Here is a 17,293-nt window from a genome sequence, read left to right on the forward strand (position 1 = left end):
TAAAACAAATCCGACATTACATAATTGTAAGTACTGGCCGCAGCACAAAAAATAGTTTAATAAAATTAAACACCAGGATTTGCCTTAAAATAAAAACAAGCGGCAGGTGCCACGGTACCTAATCCGGCCACCGATTATGGTTTTATGTACCAACACAGATTTGAAGACCTTGATGGCCATCATTGGGAGTTTGTATGGATGGATCCTAACGGTGCACCTGAGCACAAGGGATAAGTTAGCAAGGATCGGGTTTTCTACAATAGAAAAGCAGGCCATCTTTGCCATATAAATTAAAACCAATGGAGATAATGAGCAAAGTATTGGAACAAACAGATTGGGATTTCATTACTGAAGAAATGCACGGAAAGGGTTTTGCAACTATTTCAAAATTCTTATCGGAGAAGCAGTGCGATGAACTGATACAAAGGTATGATCATCCACAGGCTTACAGAAAAACGGTAGCGATGGAACGCTACCGTTTTGGTCTGGGTGAATATAAATACTTCAACTACCCCCTACCTGAAATTATACAGCAAATCAGAACAAATATTTACCCAAAGTTGGCCCCGATTGCCAATGCATGGTTTAATGCATTGAAAATTGACAGACAATTTCCATTACAACATGAAGAACTATTGCAGCAATGCCACCAAAACAATCAGCAAAAAGCTACGGTTTTGATATTAAAGTATGGGAAAAGCGGACACAATACCCTGCACCAGGACTTGTATGGAGATATCTATTTCCCGATTCAAACGGTAATGTTTTTAAACGAACCTGGCAAAGATTTTACAGGTGGAGAATTTGTATTAATACAACAAACACCACGGGCACAATCCAAGGCGATAGTATTGAATCCCAAAAAAGGCGACATGTTGATTTTTACCACTAACTTCAGACCTGTAAAAGGATCCAAGGGATATTATCGTGTAAATATGAAGCATGGCGTGAGTGAAGTACACACCGGAGAACGCTTCACATTGGGTATCATCTTTCACGATGCTTTAAGTTAAAGCATGATAAAGCACAGTGAAATATCGGCTATTGATTTGCGAAATAAAATCAAAAATCAGGAGATAAATTTGGGCGGAAACCGTAAACTAAAAATTTACGGAGCATTATCCTGCCGATCAGGTAAGAAACTGAAAAAAGAGAACCGGGTATTTTTTATTTCAGAAACGGAAGCAGTGCAAAACGGTTACCGTCCCTGTGGTCACTGTATGAAAGAACAATACCAACGATGGAAGAATGGATTTACGATTCACAAGACGAGATAACAATGTGCTGATAAAATTGTTTAATGATTGTAATCTAAATTTTTATTCTATTTATCATTTTATCACAAACAATCACAGCCATGACACAAAATCCAGCAACTGTGACCTCAGCAAGTCTTTATGAACGACTAGGAGAGGTTGAAGGAATCACACTTATTGTTGATGATGTAATTGAAGCGCACATGAACAACCCGGTTATCAAAGGTATTTTTATACCTTACAAAGATCAACCCGAACGTTTGGCTTCTATCCGTCAGCACACTATCGATTTTTTTAGTGCAGGTAGCGGAGGGCCAGTTGAGTATAAGGGACGTGATATGCCTGCAACTCATAAAGGTATGGCTATCAGTGCTGAGCAATACATGTGCGTTATGGATGATATTATGAGCGTTTTGGAGGAACACGGTATAGATGAGACATCAAAAAAAGATGTATTGGCAATTCTTTGGTCATTAAGAAAAATGATAATGGGTAAATGATTTTTGCTAACCTTACCTACACATCGTTACCTTGGCGGATTTCAAGGACAATTAGGAATAGCAAAACATGGAAACTATATCTTTACATCATAAAGATTATCCAACAATGAAATTTCAGCGTAGTGGTGGTTTTAATTCCTGCCGCAATAATCTTTATTTTAAGGTTAACGTTTAGAAAAACTGCAAAACAGGAAATTCTGTTTGGTACCGAAGGGAGTTGTGTGATCTTCAGTGATACACTTGATTTTCTCAAAACCGATTGCAAGAGTCTCCTGCAGTTCAGTTTCTGAATATTGCTTGATCGGGAGACCACTGCATTTCAGCGGGCCATTTTCCGAAAAAGTCCCAATCACCATGTTACTTGTTACTGCAGCCGCTGCGATATTCAGGTACGTTGAAATTTGTTCGGGGCTAGTTAGAAAATGAAAAGCCGCGCGGTCATGCCAAACATCATATTGCGCTTCCGGGACAAAATCAAGAATATCCGACACTACCCAGGTTACTTGATCTGCTTTAGGACCAAGTCGCTCTTTTGCACGTTCCAATGCCCTTTCCGATATATCCAGTACAGTGATGTTCTCATAACCCCCATCTACTAAAAAATCAACTAGCTTACTGTCGCCACCACCAATGTCTATGATCTTTGCTGTTTTAGATAATTTAAAGCCGCGGATAAAATTCATTGAGGTTTCAGGGACTTCCTGTGTCCAGCTGACCTCATTGGGCTGTTTCTGCCCATAGATATTTTCCCAGTGTTGTTTACTTTCTTCCATAAGTTATTGATTCCCCTGATACCGATAAGCAAAAGTACTGTTTTCGCTTTGACCCTCAAATTGTAGGGCGTGTCTGCTGACCTAAAAATTTACGGAGCATTATCCTGCCGATCAGGTAAGAAACTAAAAAAAGAAAACCGGGTATTTTTTATTTCAGAAACGGAAACAATGCAAAACGGTTACCGTCCCTGTGGTCACTGTATGAAAGAACAATACCAACGATGGAAGAATGGATTTACGATTTGAAAATACTGCCGAACTATTATATCTTTATTTGTAATCAGCTTTTGATTCCCTATAAAAAAAACATGCAATACCTGGAAAATATTAATAAAATAGATACGCTGTTCCTAACTGACATTTATGAGCCTCGAAAGAACAGCTTACTATTAGAGGTTAAGGGATCCGTAGTTGCTGATGAAGAAACGGAGGTTTACGTGATCTTATTCAAAAATTATATAGCTTATCATGTTCTTAATGAAAATTTTTCAGTACCTGATCCAAATGATGAATTTATAAAAATTGGACATAACAGGCTACGACTATTCACCAAATCGGGATATATGGAGTACATCTTAAAAGAAACCTTGGCGAACGACATGTTTCCAAATGAGATGAAACATTACGGTCTTTATACTGAACATCATGTGATTCACATTATTGCATTCAAGGATCCGATAATTGAAATGAAGGTCCCGAATAGGTATTAGAAATTAATTCTCTATATTTGCAGCTAATTCCTGATCTGTTAACTATAAATATCAAGGAATCATGACAGAGCAAATCTACATATCGCCCCTTTCGCTCATTGCCTAATTAGGCAGGTAAAAACTGTGTATTCATTGGATTTCATTGAGCCTGTTAAAAAAGGGTATATCCTTTCTCAAGGACGAATCGAAATCAAAAATCAATATTAAAGGAAATTAATTGGGAGTCCTGCGGACAAACCAAATTGATAACATATCCGGGTATACGCATAAAAAAGCTTATCTGGAATCAGAAATACAAGCCACATGGGCAATTTAAGAACAAAAGATTTAAGCAAAATAGGTTATCATAATGATCAGCTACGAAGCCTGGTTATTGGCATAGCCTCTAAAAACTTTAAACACTACAGTAAACAGCAATTGCTGGATCTGCTGGTGAATATAAAAAACGATCCGGAAGCATTTCTGGACAATGAATTAACGGCTAAAATAGCCGAAAAAATTATAGGTAAGATCAATACACCATCCTTCAATGCTTATGAGTTGAGAGATGAGCCGGTATTTTGTAAAACCTATGGTGCTAAGCATATCGAGTCGTCGGCTAAACAGCAAATGGAGCTGGCCAACCTGTTACCGATCAGTGTACAGGGCGCATTAATGCCTGATGCACATATGGGCTTCGGCTTGCCGATTGGTGGTGTATTGGCTACCGATAATGCGGTGATCCCCTACGCTGTAGGAATGGATATTGGCTGTCGTATGGCACTCTCTATTATTGATGAGAGCGATGGTTTTATAAAGCGGTTTGAATACCAGATCAAACAGGCCTTAAAAAACCATACTCATTTCGGTATGGAAGGTGGCCTGGATGCAAGACAGGAACACGAGGTTTTGGATAGCCCTGTATTTAACGAGATTCCTTTTTTAAAACCCTTACGTGGAAAGGCGGTAAGGCAGTTGGGAACCTCTGGTAATGGAAACCACTTTGTAGAGTTCGGTGAGATTGAAATGCTACCTGATAATACGCTGGGGCTACCAGCCAAAAAGTATGTAGCCTTATTATCTCACTCAGGAAGCAGAGGTTTGGGTTCGGCCATTGCAAGGCACTATACCCAGATTGCCATGAACACCTGTAAGCTTCCTCGCCATGCGCAACAATTGGCCTGGCTGGATATGAACAGCGAAGCCGGCCAGGAATACTGGCTAACCATGACCTTGGCTGGAGATTACGCAAAAGCCTGTCATGAGCGCATACATGCCAACTTGTTAAGCGCATTAGGATTAACAGCTATACAGGTTGTAGAAAACCATCATAATTTTGCATGGAAGGACCAATTAGCTGATGGTAGAGATGTAATTCTTCACCGTAAGGGAGCAACACCGGCACATCGTAATGAGCTGGGCATTATTCCGGGAAGCATGACTACCCCAGCCTATTTGGTATCGGGTAAAGGTTCGGCCGATGCCTTATACTCAGCTTCGCACGGTGCAGGTCGTGCTATGAGCCGGCAAAAAGCGAAGGACAGCATGACGGTTTCTACCATGAAAAAAATGCTGGCCAACGCAGGTGTCAGCCTAATTGGTGGAACGGTTGAGGAGAATCCTTTAGCGTATAAGGACATCGAAGCTGTAATTACCGCTCAACGTGAGTTGGTTGATATTCAAGGCAAGTTTTTTCCACGGATCGTTAGAATGAATAAGGATTAAGCATGGAAAAGATGATGATACAAATTACATCAGGCAAAGGCCCGGCAGAATGCTGCCGCGTTGTAGCTTGTGTGCAAAGTCTGATGATGAAACAGGCTAAACAGCTGGGCATTGAATTGCAGGTGCTGGAAAATAAGGCTGGTGAATTAAACAGAACGCTGTTATCTGCAACGATGATGGCGACAGGAAATAACCTGGATGCTTTTATAGGCGAATGGGCCGGTACCATACAATGGATAGCACAAAGCCCGTATAGAAAGTACCATAAGCGTAAAAACTGGTTTGTTGGCGTGGCTGCTTTTAATGTTCAGGATTTGATGCAGTGGAATTCTAAGGATGTGAAGCTGGAAACCTGTCGCTCTTCTGGCCCTGGCGGTCAGAATGTAAACAAAGTAGAAACTGCAGTAAGAGGGACTCACCTACCCTCCGGGATACAGGTAATGGCAATGGATACCCGCTCACAACTGGAAAACAAGAAGCTTTGCTTGGCGAGGCTAGAATCCAAACTATTGGTTTGGCAAACAGCACAGCTGATGGAGAAACAGCATAGCCATTGGCAGGAGCATAATGCACTTGAAAGAGGTAATCCTGTAAAAACTATAAAAGCGGATTTGCTGTAACGGGTAGAGTTAATCACTTACCCAATCGCGAATGTGGCAGGTTTGTGGTTGGGTATGATGACACTCCATACCCTCTGAAATATTGTTAAACTTTCTAATATTTTACATATATCAATAAAATATTTCTTTTTGGTTATTTTATAATATTTAGTTAACTTTGCATTATTACGGAATAGTATAATACAAGCTAAACAGAGTAATGGACGAAGACCTACATACAGAGTTTAAAAGTACCTTTAATGATGCCGTTATCGAGACACTGGTTGCATTTGCTAACACAAAAGGAGGAAAGGTTTTAATCGGAATAGATAATACCGGTATTCCTGTAAATGGTTTTACCATTGGTTCTGAAACCCTTCAAAAATGGATCAATGAAATCAAGAATAAAACACAACCGAGCATTATCCCCGATGCGGGGAAGACCTAAAAATGGACACCTACACTTCAAAACTACGCAATAAACTTATTGCAGAGGCATTTTATTTAACAAAGGATATAGAAAAATATGGCACTGGATTCTTTAGAATCAGAAAAGAGATTAAAGATTATCCGACGATGAAATTTCAGTACAAAGAACAAGTTGGTGGTTTTCTAACTGAATTATCCTACATCACACAAAAAATTACTACAGTCTCAGCAAATGATACTTTAAATGATACTTTAAATAAGGAACGTTTTGGGGATATACTCGAGTTAATCAAATTAAATAAAGAAATTTCAATGCTAGAATTGTCAAAACAACTTCATGTGAGTAGAATTACTATTTCTCGCGATTTAGAAAAACTTAGGGAGAAAGGGATAATTAAAAGAATTGGCTCTAAAAAGGTTGGTTTTTGGGAAATAGTGTAGTGGTAGTTTAAATCTACCGTTTCGATAACCTCTTTCATTTAGATATCGTTAACGTGAATAAAAAGGTGAAAGAAAACGTGAATGAAAAACTAACCATCAGGCACAGTTAGTTGAAAAATATGGATCGGGGATCAAGCGCATCCAGGAAGGATTTGTAAAATACAGTTGGAAAAGCCACATTATTCTAAACAGAACCGACTTCCTATTAAAAAGACAAGTGTAAAATGAAGGTGAAATGAAGGTGTAAATTGTCGGAAGAGGAAAATATTGACATGTATTATCGGACAATCGTTAAACTTCCTTTTTGTAAACCGCAACCTCTTTTGAGGTCAATAATATAATAATACGTACCTATTGGTAATTCGTTACCGTTCCGCCTGCCATTAAATGGGGTTCTATATCCCGTAGTTTCAAAGACCTTATGTCCATAGCGGTTATAAATGGCTACTGTAGCTTCAGGATAGTTCTGCATTCCCGGTAGCAGCCACTCATCATTTACACCGTCGTTATTGGGAGAAAGTGCATTAGCGAGCTTGCTAATGCCGTCATTTTCTATAGTAATCCTGCAGCTTGAAGCCAAACTTTCGCAGTTGCCCTGTCGTAGCACCACGCTAAAACTCTGGCTTTCTTTAACGTTTACTTTAAATGTGCCTGTATTATTCTGATCCACAAGGCTTCCACCTCCGGTGTAAAGCAGATATTTTCCGTTGACCGGCTGGAGTACCTGGATCAGTGCATCGCCGGCTGCACAGATTTTTAGATTGTTTACTACTGGAGCAGGCAGAATTCTACTTTCATCATTAACGGTATAAGAAATGGTTTGCCTGCTGCAAACCAAAGCATCTCCTATAGTAAGTTGGTATACTCCCGCTTTTATTCCATCCAATGTAGCTCCCGATGCTAGTACACGCCCGCCAGCATCTTTCCATTCATAAAAATAAGGAAGCTGCCCGCCGCTCAAACCCGGTGCTATGATCTGACCACTTCCCAAGCCGCATTCGTCGTTGAGTATCCTTTCAACCCCTCTGTTAATTGAAGCCCCAGCCAGGTTGCCAATACTGTACTGCTGTAAAAAACGTTCACAACCCAGATCATCAATGGCATACAGGTCGTAAGCCCCTGCTCCTTGATTTTCTAATATCCGAGAATTCCCGACAATCGTACCTGCGTTGTTCTTCCAAAAGCAGGAACCAGGCTGGTCATTGGTAAATATGGCTTCAATTTTTCCATTGTCTAAACCACAGGTAGCAGGTGTGCTGATTTTTGTAGTTGTATAATTCCGGGTGGATTGAGCCAGTTCTATAGTGAGTTCTTCGCTGGTTTTATTGCATACTGAGTTGGAAGCAACCAACCGATATTTACCAGCTGGCATACCTGTAAGGTTGAGCGTGCTGGCTACGACAGTGCCCCCTGCATCGAGCCACTGGTAGCTGGTAGCGCCGCTTACTGTAATCCCGGTAATGCGGCCGTTGCCGGTGTTACATGTTGCCTTGTCAATTAACTTATTTGCCGTATTGATGGTAATGCCATTAATTTCAGGTATAGTTATGGGGGACGATACCAGAGCCGGACAGGCACTTACGTCTTTCACTTCAAGGGTATATTGCCCCGCAGACATATTAATGAGCTCAGCTGCGTTACCAACCTGCTGGCCCGCGGCATTTTTCCATCTATAAGTCAAGGTGCCGGATCCTGTAACCTGTATGTTTTTTATAGATCCTGTAGCAACATTGCACGAGCTACTCTGAATATCTGCTGTCGATTGATCGATATTGGGGCCGGTTTGGTTGGTTAGGATTATCGGACCATAGCTGTCGCCACAATTTCGAGCGGTCTCAACATTTAGTGTATATTTACCTGGGGCTAAACCCGAAATATTCGTGCTACCAGTACCCACCACGTTATTATTATTGTCCAGCCATTTGACGCTAACCATACTTCCATCCGTAGCCCAGGCACTTATACCTTTAATCGAACCATTATTTGTACCGCAACCAGGTTGGCTGACGATTAGATTTTGATCATTAATTATGGGTTTAGAATTTATCAAATCGACTTCATTGTAGCGAACAAAGCATTTTCCATTATAGGCTTTTGCGTAATACCTACCGGGTCCAAGTCCGCTGATCTCTATTCCTTCCCCAACCTTCTCATCCCGGGTATTAAACCATTCTACCTTTAAAACATGAATCAGATTGAGTAACTTTATACTACCATTATTCAATCCACATGAAGGGTTAACCGTTAAATGTGGATATCCACCCCTTGCTGATAAAACCCTGGGCTGAGTGTATTCGGATGATGAATTTATTAATGTGGCATTAGATACGAACTTATTATTGCTGAAATCGCCGGTAATTTTCCAATTACCCGATGGATCCGCCTTTAATTTTGCATAAAACTCAACAGGGCTGCACACATTGCAATCGGTATTATCATTGTAAATATATACATCAGAATTGGGAGTTGCAGTACCAGAGTATTCAGTATCAGTATTTATTAAAACCTGTATAAGAGGTATCGCACTGCGGCTGTCATTGAAAGCATAAGCAGGATAAGAACAGTGAATACTATTTTTTCTGATCTCTATGTTTTTACCTCCGGTAGATCCTATTGCACCGTTCCGGATCCGAATAGTATTTTTATCTTCATCGGCATCTGTACCAAATTTTCCGTTTTCGCAATAATACATGGAAAAGTCAGCGGTTACATTTCCGCTGAATATTAAATCTTTATTACCCATTACTGCAAAGTTTTTCAAGTAGCTGAATTCGACATAAAAGCTACTCGCAATATTATTTCTAAAAGTTAAGCCCTCTCCTGAGCAGCCAACCCGCGCTACATTGGATATATTTCCATGAGCATCAATTCCGAATTTATTATTTTCTACAACATTATCTTTTCCCCCGTTTGACAATCCATTCGCTACAAAAATATTTCCATGGTCTATATTGCTTCCTCCAATTATACCACCATCGGAACTAATGACCATTCCACTTTCGATTAGGTTTGACCCATTGTTTGTACCCTCAGGTGTTAACCCAACCCAATTTGATTGCACTTTTACTCCTTTAGCAAGTGGTTGGTAATACAATTCATCATCGGAAAGGGCAATATGCAAACCTATCTCGTTGCTAGAAAATATATTGATTTTACCAGGTGCACCAATTGTTATATCATTAGAAGCTATTGCAAATATGCCTGAAGGTTTGGTCCCAGAATAAACACCATAAGGACTTAAAAGGTTGTAAAAACCAGTAAAATAGAATCCGTAGATTTCTACATTGCTAACCTGAAACAAATAAAAGGCTGCAGTTGTCCAGTTTCTGGGCTTATAAATATACCGGTTTGGTTTAATTATGATTTTTGCTGTGCTTATCCCAAGACCACTACCGGGTTGACTGGAGCCGTCAATTACCAGGTTTGATGAAACACGCGGAAGTTCGGTCTGCAGGAGGATAGTTCGGTCAGCCTCGGTGTTTCCGGGTAAGTTAAAATGAATATAATCTTTTTCGACAACACCGTTGGCCGCAGCCTTTGTTAAGGCCTCCTTTAAAGTTCCAACTCCCGCATCAGCATTGCTGGTTACGGTAATCACTTCAGAAAAAGCAATAGAGCTTTGATATAGGAGAACAAGTATCAGAAAAAGCCTTAATTTCAATCTAGAAGCGTTAAATGTAAATTGGCCACTAATTTAACATTTTTTTAGATAGGTTATTCGTCTATCATCAGTCGCAGCTCTATCTACCTTATCCGAAAAAACAAGCGTACTCATCGTTTTTAATATCAGTCAATAATTCTTGCAGATTTGTGCTCTCCGGTAGTGGCTCGTATGCTTCCCATTTCCTAGATCCACGTAACCAATACAGTTTCCAAGTTTTATTAGACTTAACATAGCGTAATTTGGCAAACTCAACTTTCAAAGTTTTGCTTGAATCATTCCACTGTGGCCGGATTTCAAACAGAATAGCAGCTTGTCCATCCCAGCTGTAACCATAGTCCAATTGCTTACGAACGTCTTCGTCTGACGGCCGCAATGACTCAATAAAGCTGCTTAGTTGAACTTCGGCCATTGAAATAAGTTGTTTTTCTATAAAATTTTAACGAATGTAGTATCACCGTCCTCAATTATACCATACACCTCGTGAATATGTCCAAAAATATGATATTTAGGATTGACTTGATACACTTTAATAGCAATTCTTCACAAGCTGTGGTCTTTCCATATGCCATTTCCTCCCAGATAAAGAAATTACGGTATGTCACAGATAAAAAATATCACACTGCCATAGGGTTGTCAGTAGAGCCTGTTTTCTTTGTGTAGAAACTTAAACACGTAGATCATGCTCCAGACACAAACTATTCAAACACGAGAAATCATCAACAACTTTTATAAGGCATTAGTTGGTAAGGAATTAGAAACAATAACTCAATTGTTTGCAGAAACGATCGATTGGGATATTCCAGGTAATGAAGAACTTGCACCCTGGTTAGGTAAACGTACGAAGCGAAACGAAGTAAAGGATTTTTTTAAACTGCTCTGGCAAAGTATTGAACCAATATCTGCGCAAATAGATCATATCTTGGTCGAAGATGATTTTGCAATAGCTACAGGTCATTTCAGTTCAAAAATGAACCGTTCCGGACAGGTTTATTCATCCATGTTTTCTGCACATTTCACCGTGAAAGATTCACAGATTGTCCGTTACCGCTTACAGGAAGACAGTCACGCACTCGTCGAAGCTCTGATGTTGCCGATACCCATTTATTAGGTAAAATTCACAGGAGTTTTTTAACCCCGGGTAGCGATCCTAAATAATTCCACGGCGTGTTAGTATTTCGCTATTACATGGTAACTTTGTGATAGATATGAAGCCGAAAATGATATGGTCAAATTTAACTTAGGTAAATGATACCCCCTCAATTAAAAGAGACGATCCTAGCTGTCGCAGAATTCTCAGCTGAGGAGATGGAATTCATTGGTCAATGTTTTATTTCCAGGGAGTTTCGACCGAAAGAACATATCCTCCTTCAAGGAAATAAATCGAAAGAGATTTACTTCATAGTATCTGGCTTAGTCAGAGCCTACCATATTAAAAAAGCAAAAGAGGTAACAACCTATTTATCCGGCGACGGCGATTTTATTTCTTCGTATGCGGCCTTTATCACACAAACACCTTCTTTGGAGTTTATTCAATGCATTGAAGCCACTCATACCTTGTCTATATCCTACGATAGAATGCAAGAACTGTATGACCGGATCCCGGGTTGGCAGCTTGTAGGGAGGGTATTAACAGAACGGAATTTTCTGTGTATGGCAAAAAGAGTTTTAGAACTTCACTCCAGTTCCGCCAAAGAAAAATATCTCGATTTTATTCAGCATGCACCAGCCAAAGTTGCCCAGCGAACCCCTCTTATTTATGTAGCTTCCTTTCTGGGTATCGTACCTGAATCATTAAGCAGAATCCGTCGGGAAATTACTAGCAAAAACAGTTGAAGACTATATCCGGAACATGAACTACATTTCCTAACATTTGTCAAGTGTAAAGAACGATACTTTTCTGAATTTTGCTTTCAAAAATAGTCCAAATGAAAGAAATTGCAAAAGGAGTTTTCCACCTCGCTTTAATGCCCAGAAATGCCATCAATTGTTATGTGATTGATGATATACTTGTTGATGCCGGGATTCGTAGCTCTGCCGGTAAAATACTAAAATCTATCGCCGGGAGGTCCATTAAGAAGCATGTCCTGACACATGCCCATGCTGATCATCAAGGTAGTAGCAGTAGAATTTGTGAAAAATTAAAAATCCCTCTTCTGACTTCAGAACTGGAGAAAACGGGGGCTGAATCGGGGTTAGTAACTGATACTTACCCCGATAAAAACCACTTTATCGCTCGTTTTCAGCAGCGCTATTGGGCTGGTAGTGCTTGGCCTGTCTCGGAAACAATAAAAGAAGGAGATATGGTCGGAAGCTTTACAGTCGTTGAAACGCCGGGACATGCTGCAGGACATCTATCCTTTTTTAGAGAAGAAGATGGGGTTCTGATTGCTGGCGATGTGATGCTTAACATGAACTTGTTGACCACCAGCGTGGGATTGCGCCTTCCACCTCACTTATTCACAACGAATATGGAACAAAACATCCATTCTGTTAAAAAACTTGCTGCCTTAAAACCGAAGGTAATTTGTTTTGGTCATGGGCCTGTGTTATTCAACAATGGAGCGTTCGAAAAATTTGTAGAAAAACTATCTTGACTAGTTCCCTGGTTCTACCTTCAGATCAAAAATCTTTTCAACAGGGGGAAGACATTGCCGTAGATCACAGGCCTGATAATATAAACCCGTCTGGATTACCCCACCACTTCTGGCTCCTGCTGACCTTACTACTCTATGTACAAACCAAGCCTGTTTTTCATAAATCAGCACACCAGGGTCGTTGGCAAAAGGAAAGGGTTTACTGATCTCCCACTTACCTACCGCTTGCAAGCCTTCCGGCAGTTTTAAAATCTGTTCTATTGGAATATAAGGCATGGTAGAAGGTACGTACTGATAAACGTGCCAGCCCGGTGCCATGCGGACTTTAACGATAACGGCAATACTATCTTTTTCCAGTAGTATCCGGGCATTTAAAGTAACGGGGTTCTCATTGGTTGGCTCAGTAGATGTTAACTGCGTCACTGCGGCTGTTATCTTTTTTTCGAAGGCGGACTGTGCACTGGCACACAATCCGCTAGATAAAAAGATCATAAATAATCCGATTAACTTTTTCATTAGCTATAAGTATTGATCATAAATCTATATCCATTCGTCTCCGAAAAAAATAATTTATTCCTGTTTTTGGACAGCCAGCTGGCCCATTCCTTTGCAGTATTAAAGTTTTCGCCGGTGTACCTTTTCAGCACGCGTAATGCCAGTTCGCTCTGCTTGCCTTTTTTCAGCATGCCAACACATACATCCAACAGCATCACGCTGTGATTAGACACCCCTATCTGTTGAACATCTTCATCAATTGAATAGTCATAAAAACCATCCGGATTACAATAAATGTAACCGTCATTATCCTTCAAATATTTCTGGAAAGCTTCAGCGTCTGTACCAAACTTATCAGCAAATTTCCCCATTGATCTTTTCAGATAAGTTTCCCAGGAGTCAATTTCCTGCGTATTTCCAATATAAGGGAGGGAGGCTTCTTCCTCGCGAGTCAGTGTTTGACCCGCTGCTTTTTTATCGGCAAGGCGCTTGCTTTCTTTCACATTGCCTTCATTAAATGATTTCATTTGTGCTACATAGTCGTTATAATGCGCTTTAGTTGCAGCAGCAATAATCTCCCGCACATCATCGGTAGTTGCCATACGGTCGTTGTATTTCCTGGCAATTGGCGTTTTACCATTAAATTGTTTCATGTAAGCAACCGCATTTACAAAAACTTTTTTGCCTTCATCTGTCATATCAGTTGGCGAAGCACTGAAACCCCACAAAAAGAAATTGCCATGGCGGCCCAATGCTACCGCACCTACATCCTTTGCGCAAACCCCGCTGGAAATCATCTCCGCATCCGGGGATTCTGCGAACCTGTTGCCCCGAGAAACCAATCCTATCCTGCTCCCTTTACCATCAAGATAGCCCGTTTTTTGCACCCTCCACATCGGGATTTCCTTGGGAACACCCGCACCACTTGCATAGTGAAAAATCCCATCAGGTGCTTTTTTATTTTCCATAGTTGGTATTACCTTTTCCAGAGGTCCTTTAAAGATCGCATGGTTGGCATTCAGGTGATGTGCGTCTGCATCCAGGCACAGACAAAGCCAATCCAGTTTAAGTCCTATCCTGCGGCCCATTTCATCAGCGGTACTTGCTATAAAAATAACTGGTTTAGAAAAATTATCGGGCAGGTACCTGGCTGCTGTAAACTTATTTTCGCCTTTGGCATCCTTTTCCATTTTTGATGGTTCTGTAGGTGTGGTTGCAAAATCGAAGATCGTTACATCATAAGGCTCAGAATCGGCTGGTTTCCAGTCTCTACAATCAATAGTTTTCACTTCAGCAAAATACTGACTAAGTAGTGCCTTGAAAGCAGGCATGCGCAGCGGATATTCAGCCTTGAATTCCTTTTCAGACATCATACCCGGAGCAGACCGTTTAATTTCGGGCATAGGCTTAACCGGATCATAGCCTACAAATAACACTTTAACCGGACTTGTCGGACGCTGTTGTGCCAGGAGTGGCCCTGCAATTAAAAGCAGGGCCAGCATCATTAGGTTTAAAATTCTGTTCATCATTTTATAATTTCTTTTTATATAAATCCAGCTGCGCTTCAAATTCGGTAACTGTAGAATCCAATATAGAGCCCACAAATTTTCCTTCTTTTAAAGCATCTTTAGCACCTTGAACCGCCATTATCTCGAAAGCTACAGCCGCTTTCACATCGCCAGCCTTATCATATGCAGTTGCGATAAAATGTTGGACCAGCGGTTTAACAACTCCTTCTTCCGCCAATACAGCTTTGCCAAGGTCTGCCGCATACAAATAAGATTTTTTGGACAGGCCTTCAATTCCTATAATTATACCGGCCACAGTTCCACCGAAACCTTTATTGTCTTTGAGCCAGTTTTGACTAAAACTCAGTGCTTCTGTTTCCTTTTTTTGCGCAAACAATACATTCAGCTTCGCAACATTTGCCTGCATCGAGATCATTGGATCTGAGATGTTAAGCGTGTCGATGATCGCTAAAGTTTTATCGTATTCTTTGGCTTTAAAAGCTTTCATCATGGGTTCCAAAATTTTAAATTTAGCCATATATGCCTCATTTTTAATCTTTGAGCCATTGAACTCTTGCTTAAATGCCTCCATGTCATACTTTCCAGAAATTGACAGTTCTATAATTGAATCCAGTTTCATCGGATGGCCAATCCATATGACCTTATCATTTTTCAGCAAAAAGGTTGAAGGAATCCCATTTTGACCAGCTGCAATCATCCACTTATTGGCCATATGTTGCTCATTATTATCAGCTATCACATTATAGGCCATTTTATCTCCAACACTTTTCACGAAGTTAGTCACCGCGGGTAACGATGATTCGTAAGGTTTATCACCGGTTTTTTCCCAGATGTTAACGCCAACAAAAGTAACTTTCCCCTGATATTTTTTGGCCAGTTCTGATAAATGAGGCATGGCAGCTTTACATGGGCCGCACCAGGTGGCCCAGAATTCAAATACGTAGAGGTGGTCTTTTTCGTATTTAGTTACAGGTGTTCCCTTAATCCATTTGGCATATTTCAATTCAGGCGCGGTGTCTCCTATCGTTAGGGCTGCCTTACTCTGAGCGGCAGCTATAGTTGTGGGGATGATTAAAACGACAGCAAAGATTATTCTTTTTAAAATGTTCATTTTTTTGATTGTATGTTTCATATCATTAAAATATAGGGTCATTATTTATTGTCCGTAGCCAGTGTTTTGTATTCCGAAGAGCGGATTGGTATCGAACTCTGATCTGGGTACCGGGAAATAGAATTGAATATCTGAAACTATAGTTGGTCTGAGTTGCTTTACCGTAGCAAAAGGCAAACGCATCAGGGTTAGCCACTCAATACCATCCTCTCCGGTGAGGTTTCGTTCTACTTCATAATAATTCTGCAACAGCAGTGCATCTGTCGTGTTTGCATCATCAACGGCCGAAAAGTTGGTCACACCTGCTTTGCCCATAACCGTTTTGATCAACGATTTTGCAGCATTGAGGTCACCACCATTAGAACGAATAATTGCCTCCGCCCGCATCAGGTAAACTTCAGACAAACGCAAAGCATAGGAGGTTTCGGTGAGTTGTGAAGGATTTCCTCCGACTGCGATATATTTTAGAAAATAATAGGTGTTCGGTGAATAAGCCTGGTAAGGTGTCAGCGCTCCGACCATCCATGTTCCCCTTGGGTCGTTCTGTAGCAGGTCCTTAAATTTTTGTGTAGCTGCAAACACGGAAGACTGACCAGGATAGTACGCCCGGCTTTGGATATAATAGAACAATTCCTGACTGGGTTGCGGTTTGACACCAAAAATCACTTCCGTACTGCTCAAACCCTTTGTATAGAAAATATCCTTAAGGTTGTTTTCCAGTGCATAAGGACCACTTTGGATCAAAGTATTTCCCAGACTGTTGACTTCTGTATAGTCAGTTTGCTGACCACGGCATAGCAGTACCCTCATCTTTAATGCCATGGCTGCCCATTTGGTAGCATAGTAATTTGGGTTAGTAGCCGGGGCATTGGCTATTGCGAAATCCAGATCAGCCAGTATAAAAGCGTAAGATTCGGCGACAGTACTGCGTGCCTTGGGAACCTGACTTAAGGTGATAAATTTATCCCTGATTAGTACACCATTTTTGCTATCCTGCTTAAACCATTCTGAAAAATATACAAGTAGCTTAAAGTGTCCGTATGCACGTAAAAAACGGCTTTCTCCGATAATTTCATTTTTTCTGGAACCTACAAATGCATTGTCCGCCAGTGCACTCACACCGTCGATTACAGCATTTGTAGCTGTGACCAACAAGTAAGACTGCGTCCAAATCATGGGAGCATATCCAGCACTAGCATTCTCGTTTCTTTCATCAGGTAGCTGGCCAACACCATAAGCGAGGAGCCCGTTATACATACCCCCCGCAACCTGATGGCTTGTCCAGTTTGTTACATTGTTATTATCTACATTTGCAAACCGATAGTATGCGCCATTTAGGACCGTTTGTGCTGATTTCTGATCAGTAATCGCGGTGCCATCCACCCTGGCGTTTGCAGGGGGCTCGCTGAGCTGCTTATCACAGGATACTAAAGTCCCGAAAAATGCTGCAAGTAAAATATATTTTGAAATTCGTTTCATGTGAAATTT

19 protein-coding genes are annotated in these 17,293 nt (G+C 40.7%); 12 read left to right on the forward strand and 7 right to left on the reverse strand.

The features are described from left to right. Positions 1 to 308: 308 nt before the first annotated feature. The 3 genes from B9A18_RS14895 (at position 309) to B9A18_RS14905 (ending at position 1,756) form a co-directional block, all read left to right on the forward strand. Positions 309 to 1,013 carry a 2OG-Fe(II) oxygenase gene (locus B9A18_RS14895; RefSeq protein ID WP_235005330.1) on the forward strand — a complete coding sequence of 235 codons (705 nt, stop codon included), beginning with the start codon at positions 309 to 311 and terminating at the stop codon, positions 1,011 to 1,013. A gap of 3 nt (positions 1,014 to 1,016) precedes the next feature. Then, the gene (locus B9A18_RS14900) at positions 1,017 to 1,277 is read left to right on the forward strand and encodes an Ada metal-binding domain-containing protein (RefSeq protein WP_084290130.1); all 261 of its coding nucleotides are present in this window, start codon (positions 1,017 to 1,019) and stop codon (positions 1,275 to 1,277) included. A gap of 101 nt (positions 1,278 to 1,378) precedes the next feature. Beyond that, positions 1,379 to 1,756, forward strand: coding sequence for a group I truncated hemoglobin (locus tag B9A18_RS14905; protein ID WP_200816368.1), 378 nt, complete (start codon positions 1,379 to 1,381; stop codon positions 1,754 to 1,756). A gap of 164 nt (positions 1,757 to 1,920) precedes the next feature. On the opposite strand, the gene B9A18_RS14910 is transcribed toward B9A18_RS14905, so the two are convergent. Next, positions 1,921 to 2,529, reverse strand: a complete 609-nt coding sequence (locus B9A18_RS14910; RefSeq protein WP_084290132.1) for a class I SAM-dependent methyltransferase — start codon at positions 2,527 to 2,529, stop codon at positions 1,921 to 1,923. Between the two features lie 69 nt (positions 2,530 to 2,598). On the opposite strand from B9A18_RS14910, the gene B9A18_RS14915 reads away from it, so the two are divergent. The 6 genes from B9A18_RS14915 (at position 2,599) to B9A18_RS25170 (ending at position 6,412) form a co-directional block, all read left to right on the forward strand. After that, on the forward strand, positions 2,599 to 2,775 hold the full coding sequence (locus tag B9A18_RS14915; protein WP_084290133.1) for an Ada metal-binding domain-containing protein: 177 nt from the start codon (positions 2,599 to 2,601) through the stop codon (positions 2,773 to 2,775). Then, positions 2,751 to 3,239: a hypothetical protein gene (locus B9A18_RS14920; protein WP_235005341.1), complete on the forward strand. Its 489-nt coding sequence runs from the start codon at positions 2,751 to 2,753 to the stop codon at positions 3,237 to 3,239. The genes B9A18_RS14915 and B9A18_RS14920 overlap by 25 nt, the downstream gene beginning before the upstream one ends. 303 nt (positions 3,240 to 3,542) lie before the next feature. After that, the gene (locus B9A18_RS14925) at positions 3,543 to 4,943 is read left to right on the forward strand and encodes an RtcB family protein (RefSeq protein WP_084290135.1); all 1,401 of its coding nucleotides are present in this window, start codon (positions 3,543 to 3,545) and stop codon (positions 4,941 to 4,943) included. A gap of 11 nt (positions 4,944 to 4,954) precedes the next feature. Continuing rightward, complete coding sequence (gene prfH, locus B9A18_RS14930; RefSeq protein WP_235005331.1) at positions 4,955 to 5,563, forward strand: peptide chain release factor H; 609 nt, start codon at positions 4,955 to 4,957, stop codon at positions 5,561 to 5,563. A 199-nt stretch (positions 5,564 to 5,762) separates the two neighbouring features. After that, positions 5,763 to 5,990 (forward strand): AlbA family DNA-binding domain-containing protein, encoded by a 228-nt coding sequence (locus B9A18_RS14935; RefSeq protein WP_084290137.1) that lies wholly within the window; start codon positions 5,763 to 5,765, stop codon positions 5,988 to 5,990. 2 nt (positions 5,991 to 5,992) lie between these two features. Further along, complete coding sequence (locus B9A18_RS25170; RefSeq protein WP_084290138.1) at positions 5,993 to 6,412, forward strand: HTH domain-containing protein; 420 nt, start codon at positions 5,993 to 5,995, stop codon at positions 6,410 to 6,412. A 277-nt stretch (positions 6,413 to 6,689) separates the two neighbouring features. Here B9A18_RS25170 and B9A18_RS14945 read toward each other — a convergent pair whose 3' ends face one another. Both B9A18_RS14945 and B9A18_RS14950 read right to left on the reverse strand, forming a co-directional pair. Then, entirely contained in the window at positions 6,690 to 10,073 is a 3,384-nt protein-coding gene (locus B9A18_RS14945; RefSeq protein ID WP_084290139.1) for a T9SS type B sorting domain-containing protein, read from the reverse strand. Between the two features lie 88 nt (positions 10,074 to 10,161). Continuing rightward, complete coding sequence (locus B9A18_RS14950) at positions 10,162 to 10,485, reverse strand: DUF3024 domain-containing protein (protein WP_144009512.1); 324 nt, start codon at positions 10,483 to 10,485, stop codon at positions 10,162 to 10,164. 270 nt (positions 10,486 to 10,755) lie between these two features. Between B9A18_RS14950 and B9A18_RS14955 the strand changes: the two genes are divergently transcribed. The 3 genes from B9A18_RS14955 (at position 10,756) to B9A18_RS14965 (ending at position 12,670) form a co-directional block, all read left to right on the forward strand. Continuing rightward, positions 10,756 to 11,184, forward strand: coding sequence for a nuclear transport factor 2 family protein (locus tag B9A18_RS14955; RefSeq protein ID WP_084290141.1), 429 nt, complete (start codon positions 10,756 to 10,758; stop codon positions 11,182 to 11,184). 137 nt (positions 11,185 to 11,321) lie between these two features. Next, entirely contained in the window at positions 11,322 to 11,909 is a 588-nt protein-coding gene (locus tag B9A18_RS14960) for a Crp/Fnr family transcriptional regulator (protein WP_200816369.1), read from the forward strand. A gap of 92 nt (positions 11,910 to 12,001) precedes the next feature. Continuing rightward, positions 12,002 to 12,670 carry an MBL fold metallo-hydrolase gene (locus B9A18_RS14965; RefSeq protein WP_084290142.1) on the forward strand — a complete coding sequence of 223 codons (669 nt, stop codon included), beginning with the start codon at positions 12,002 to 12,004 and terminating at the stop codon, positions 12,668 to 12,670. Here B9A18_RS14965 and B9A18_RS14970 read toward each other — a convergent pair whose 3' ends face one another. The 4 genes from B9A18_RS14970 to B9A18_RS14985 are packed head-to-tail and all read right to left on the reverse strand — an operon-like array spanning position 12,671 to position 17,284. Next, a complete protein-coding gene (locus tag B9A18_RS14970) occupies positions 12,671 to 13,186 on the reverse strand; it encodes a protein-disulfide reductase DsbD domain-containing protein (RefSeq protein WP_084290143.1) in 516 nt (171 codons plus the stop codon). Beyond that, positions 13,186 to 14,694: a hypothetical protein gene (locus B9A18_RS14975; RefSeq protein WP_144009513.1), complete on the reverse strand. Its 1,509-nt coding sequence runs from the start codon at positions 14,692 to 14,694 to the stop codon at positions 13,186 to 13,188. The genes B9A18_RS14970 and B9A18_RS14975 overlap by 1 nt, the downstream gene beginning before the upstream one ends. Position 14,695: 1 nt before the next feature. After that, positions 14,696 to 15,826, reverse strand: coding sequence for a TlpA family protein disulfide reductase (locus B9A18_RS14980; protein ID WP_159452669.1), 1,131 nt, complete (start codon positions 15,824 to 15,826; stop codon positions 14,696 to 14,698). 24 nt (positions 15,827 to 15,850) lie between these two features. Then, a complete protein-coding gene (locus B9A18_RS14985) occupies positions 15,851 to 17,284 on the reverse strand; it encodes a RagB/SusD family nutrient uptake outer membrane protein (protein WP_084290146.1) in 1,434 nt (477 codons plus the stop codon). Positions 17,285 to 17,293 lie beyond the last annotated feature (9 nt).

It is taken from the genome of Pedobacter nyackensis (assembly GCF_900176505.1).
GTDB classification, from domain to species: Bacteria; Bacteroidota; Bacteroidia; order Sphingobacteriales; family Sphingobacteriaceae; genus Pedobacter; species Pedobacter nyackensis.

Bases quoted from the DNA above. Each gene is read 5' to 3' on its own strand.
- B9A18_RS14925 (WP_084290135.1), top strand. From the start codon at position 3,543: ATGGGCAATTTAAGAACAAAAGATTTAAGCAAAATAGGTTATCATAAT.
- B9A18_RS14970 (WP_084290143.1), bottom strand. From the start codon at position 13,186: ATGAAAAAGTTAATCGGATTATTTATGATCTTTTTATCTAGCGGATTG.
- B9A18_RS14985 (WP_084290146.1), bottom strand. From the start codon at position 17,284: ATGAAACGAATTTCAAAATATATTTTACTTGCAGCATTTTTCGGGACT.
- B9A18_RS14950 (WP_144009512.1), bottom strand. From the start codon at position 10,485: ATGGCCGAAGTTCAACTAAGCAGCTTTATTGAGTCATTGCGGCCGTCA.
- B9A18_RS14980 (WP_159452669.1), bottom strand. From the start codon at position 15,826: ATGAAACATACAATCAAAAAAATGAACATTTTAAAAAGAATAATCTTT.
- B9A18_RS14975 (WP_144009513.1), bottom strand. From the start codon at position 14,694: ATGATGAACAGAATTTTAAACCTAATGATGCTGGCCCTGCTTTTAATT.
- B9A18_RS14910 (WP_084290132.1), bottom strand. From the start codon at position 2,529: ATGGAAGAAAGTAAACAACACTGGGAAAATATCTATGGGCAGAAACAG.
- B9A18_RS14965 (WP_084290142.1), top strand. From the start codon at position 12,002: ATGAAAGAAATTGCAAAAGGAGTTTTCCACCTCGCTTTAATGCCCAGA.
- B9A18_RS14955 (WP_084290141.1), top strand. From the start codon at position 10,756: ATGCTCCAGACACAAACTATTCAAACACGAGAAATCATCAACAACTTT.
- B9A18_RS14935 (WP_084290137.1), top strand. From the start codon at position 5,763: ATGGACGAAGACCTACATACAGAGTTTAAAAGTACCTTTAATGATGCC.
- B9A18_RS14895 (WP_235005330.1), top strand. From the start codon at position 309: ATGAGCAAAGTATTGGAACAAACAGATTGGGATTTCATTACTGAAGAA.
- prfH (WP_235005331.1), top strand. From the start codon at position 4,955: ATGATGATACAAATTACATCAGGCAAAGGCCCGGCAGAATGCTGCCGC.
- B9A18_RS25170 (WP_084290138.1), top strand. From the start codon at position 5,993: ATGGACACCTACACTTCAAAACTACGCAATAAACTTATTGCAGAGGCA.
- B9A18_RS14920 (WP_235005341.1), top strand. From the start codon at position 2,751: ATGGAAGAATGGATTTACGATTTGAAAATACTGCCGAACTATTATATC.
- B9A18_RS14960 (WP_200816369.1), top strand. From the start codon at position 11,322: ATGATACCCCCTCAATTAAAAGAGACGATCCTAGCTGTCGCAGAATTC.
- B9A18_RS14900 (WP_084290130.1), top strand. From the start codon at position 1,017: ATGATAAAGCACAGTGAAATATCGGCTATTGATTTGCGAAATAAAATC.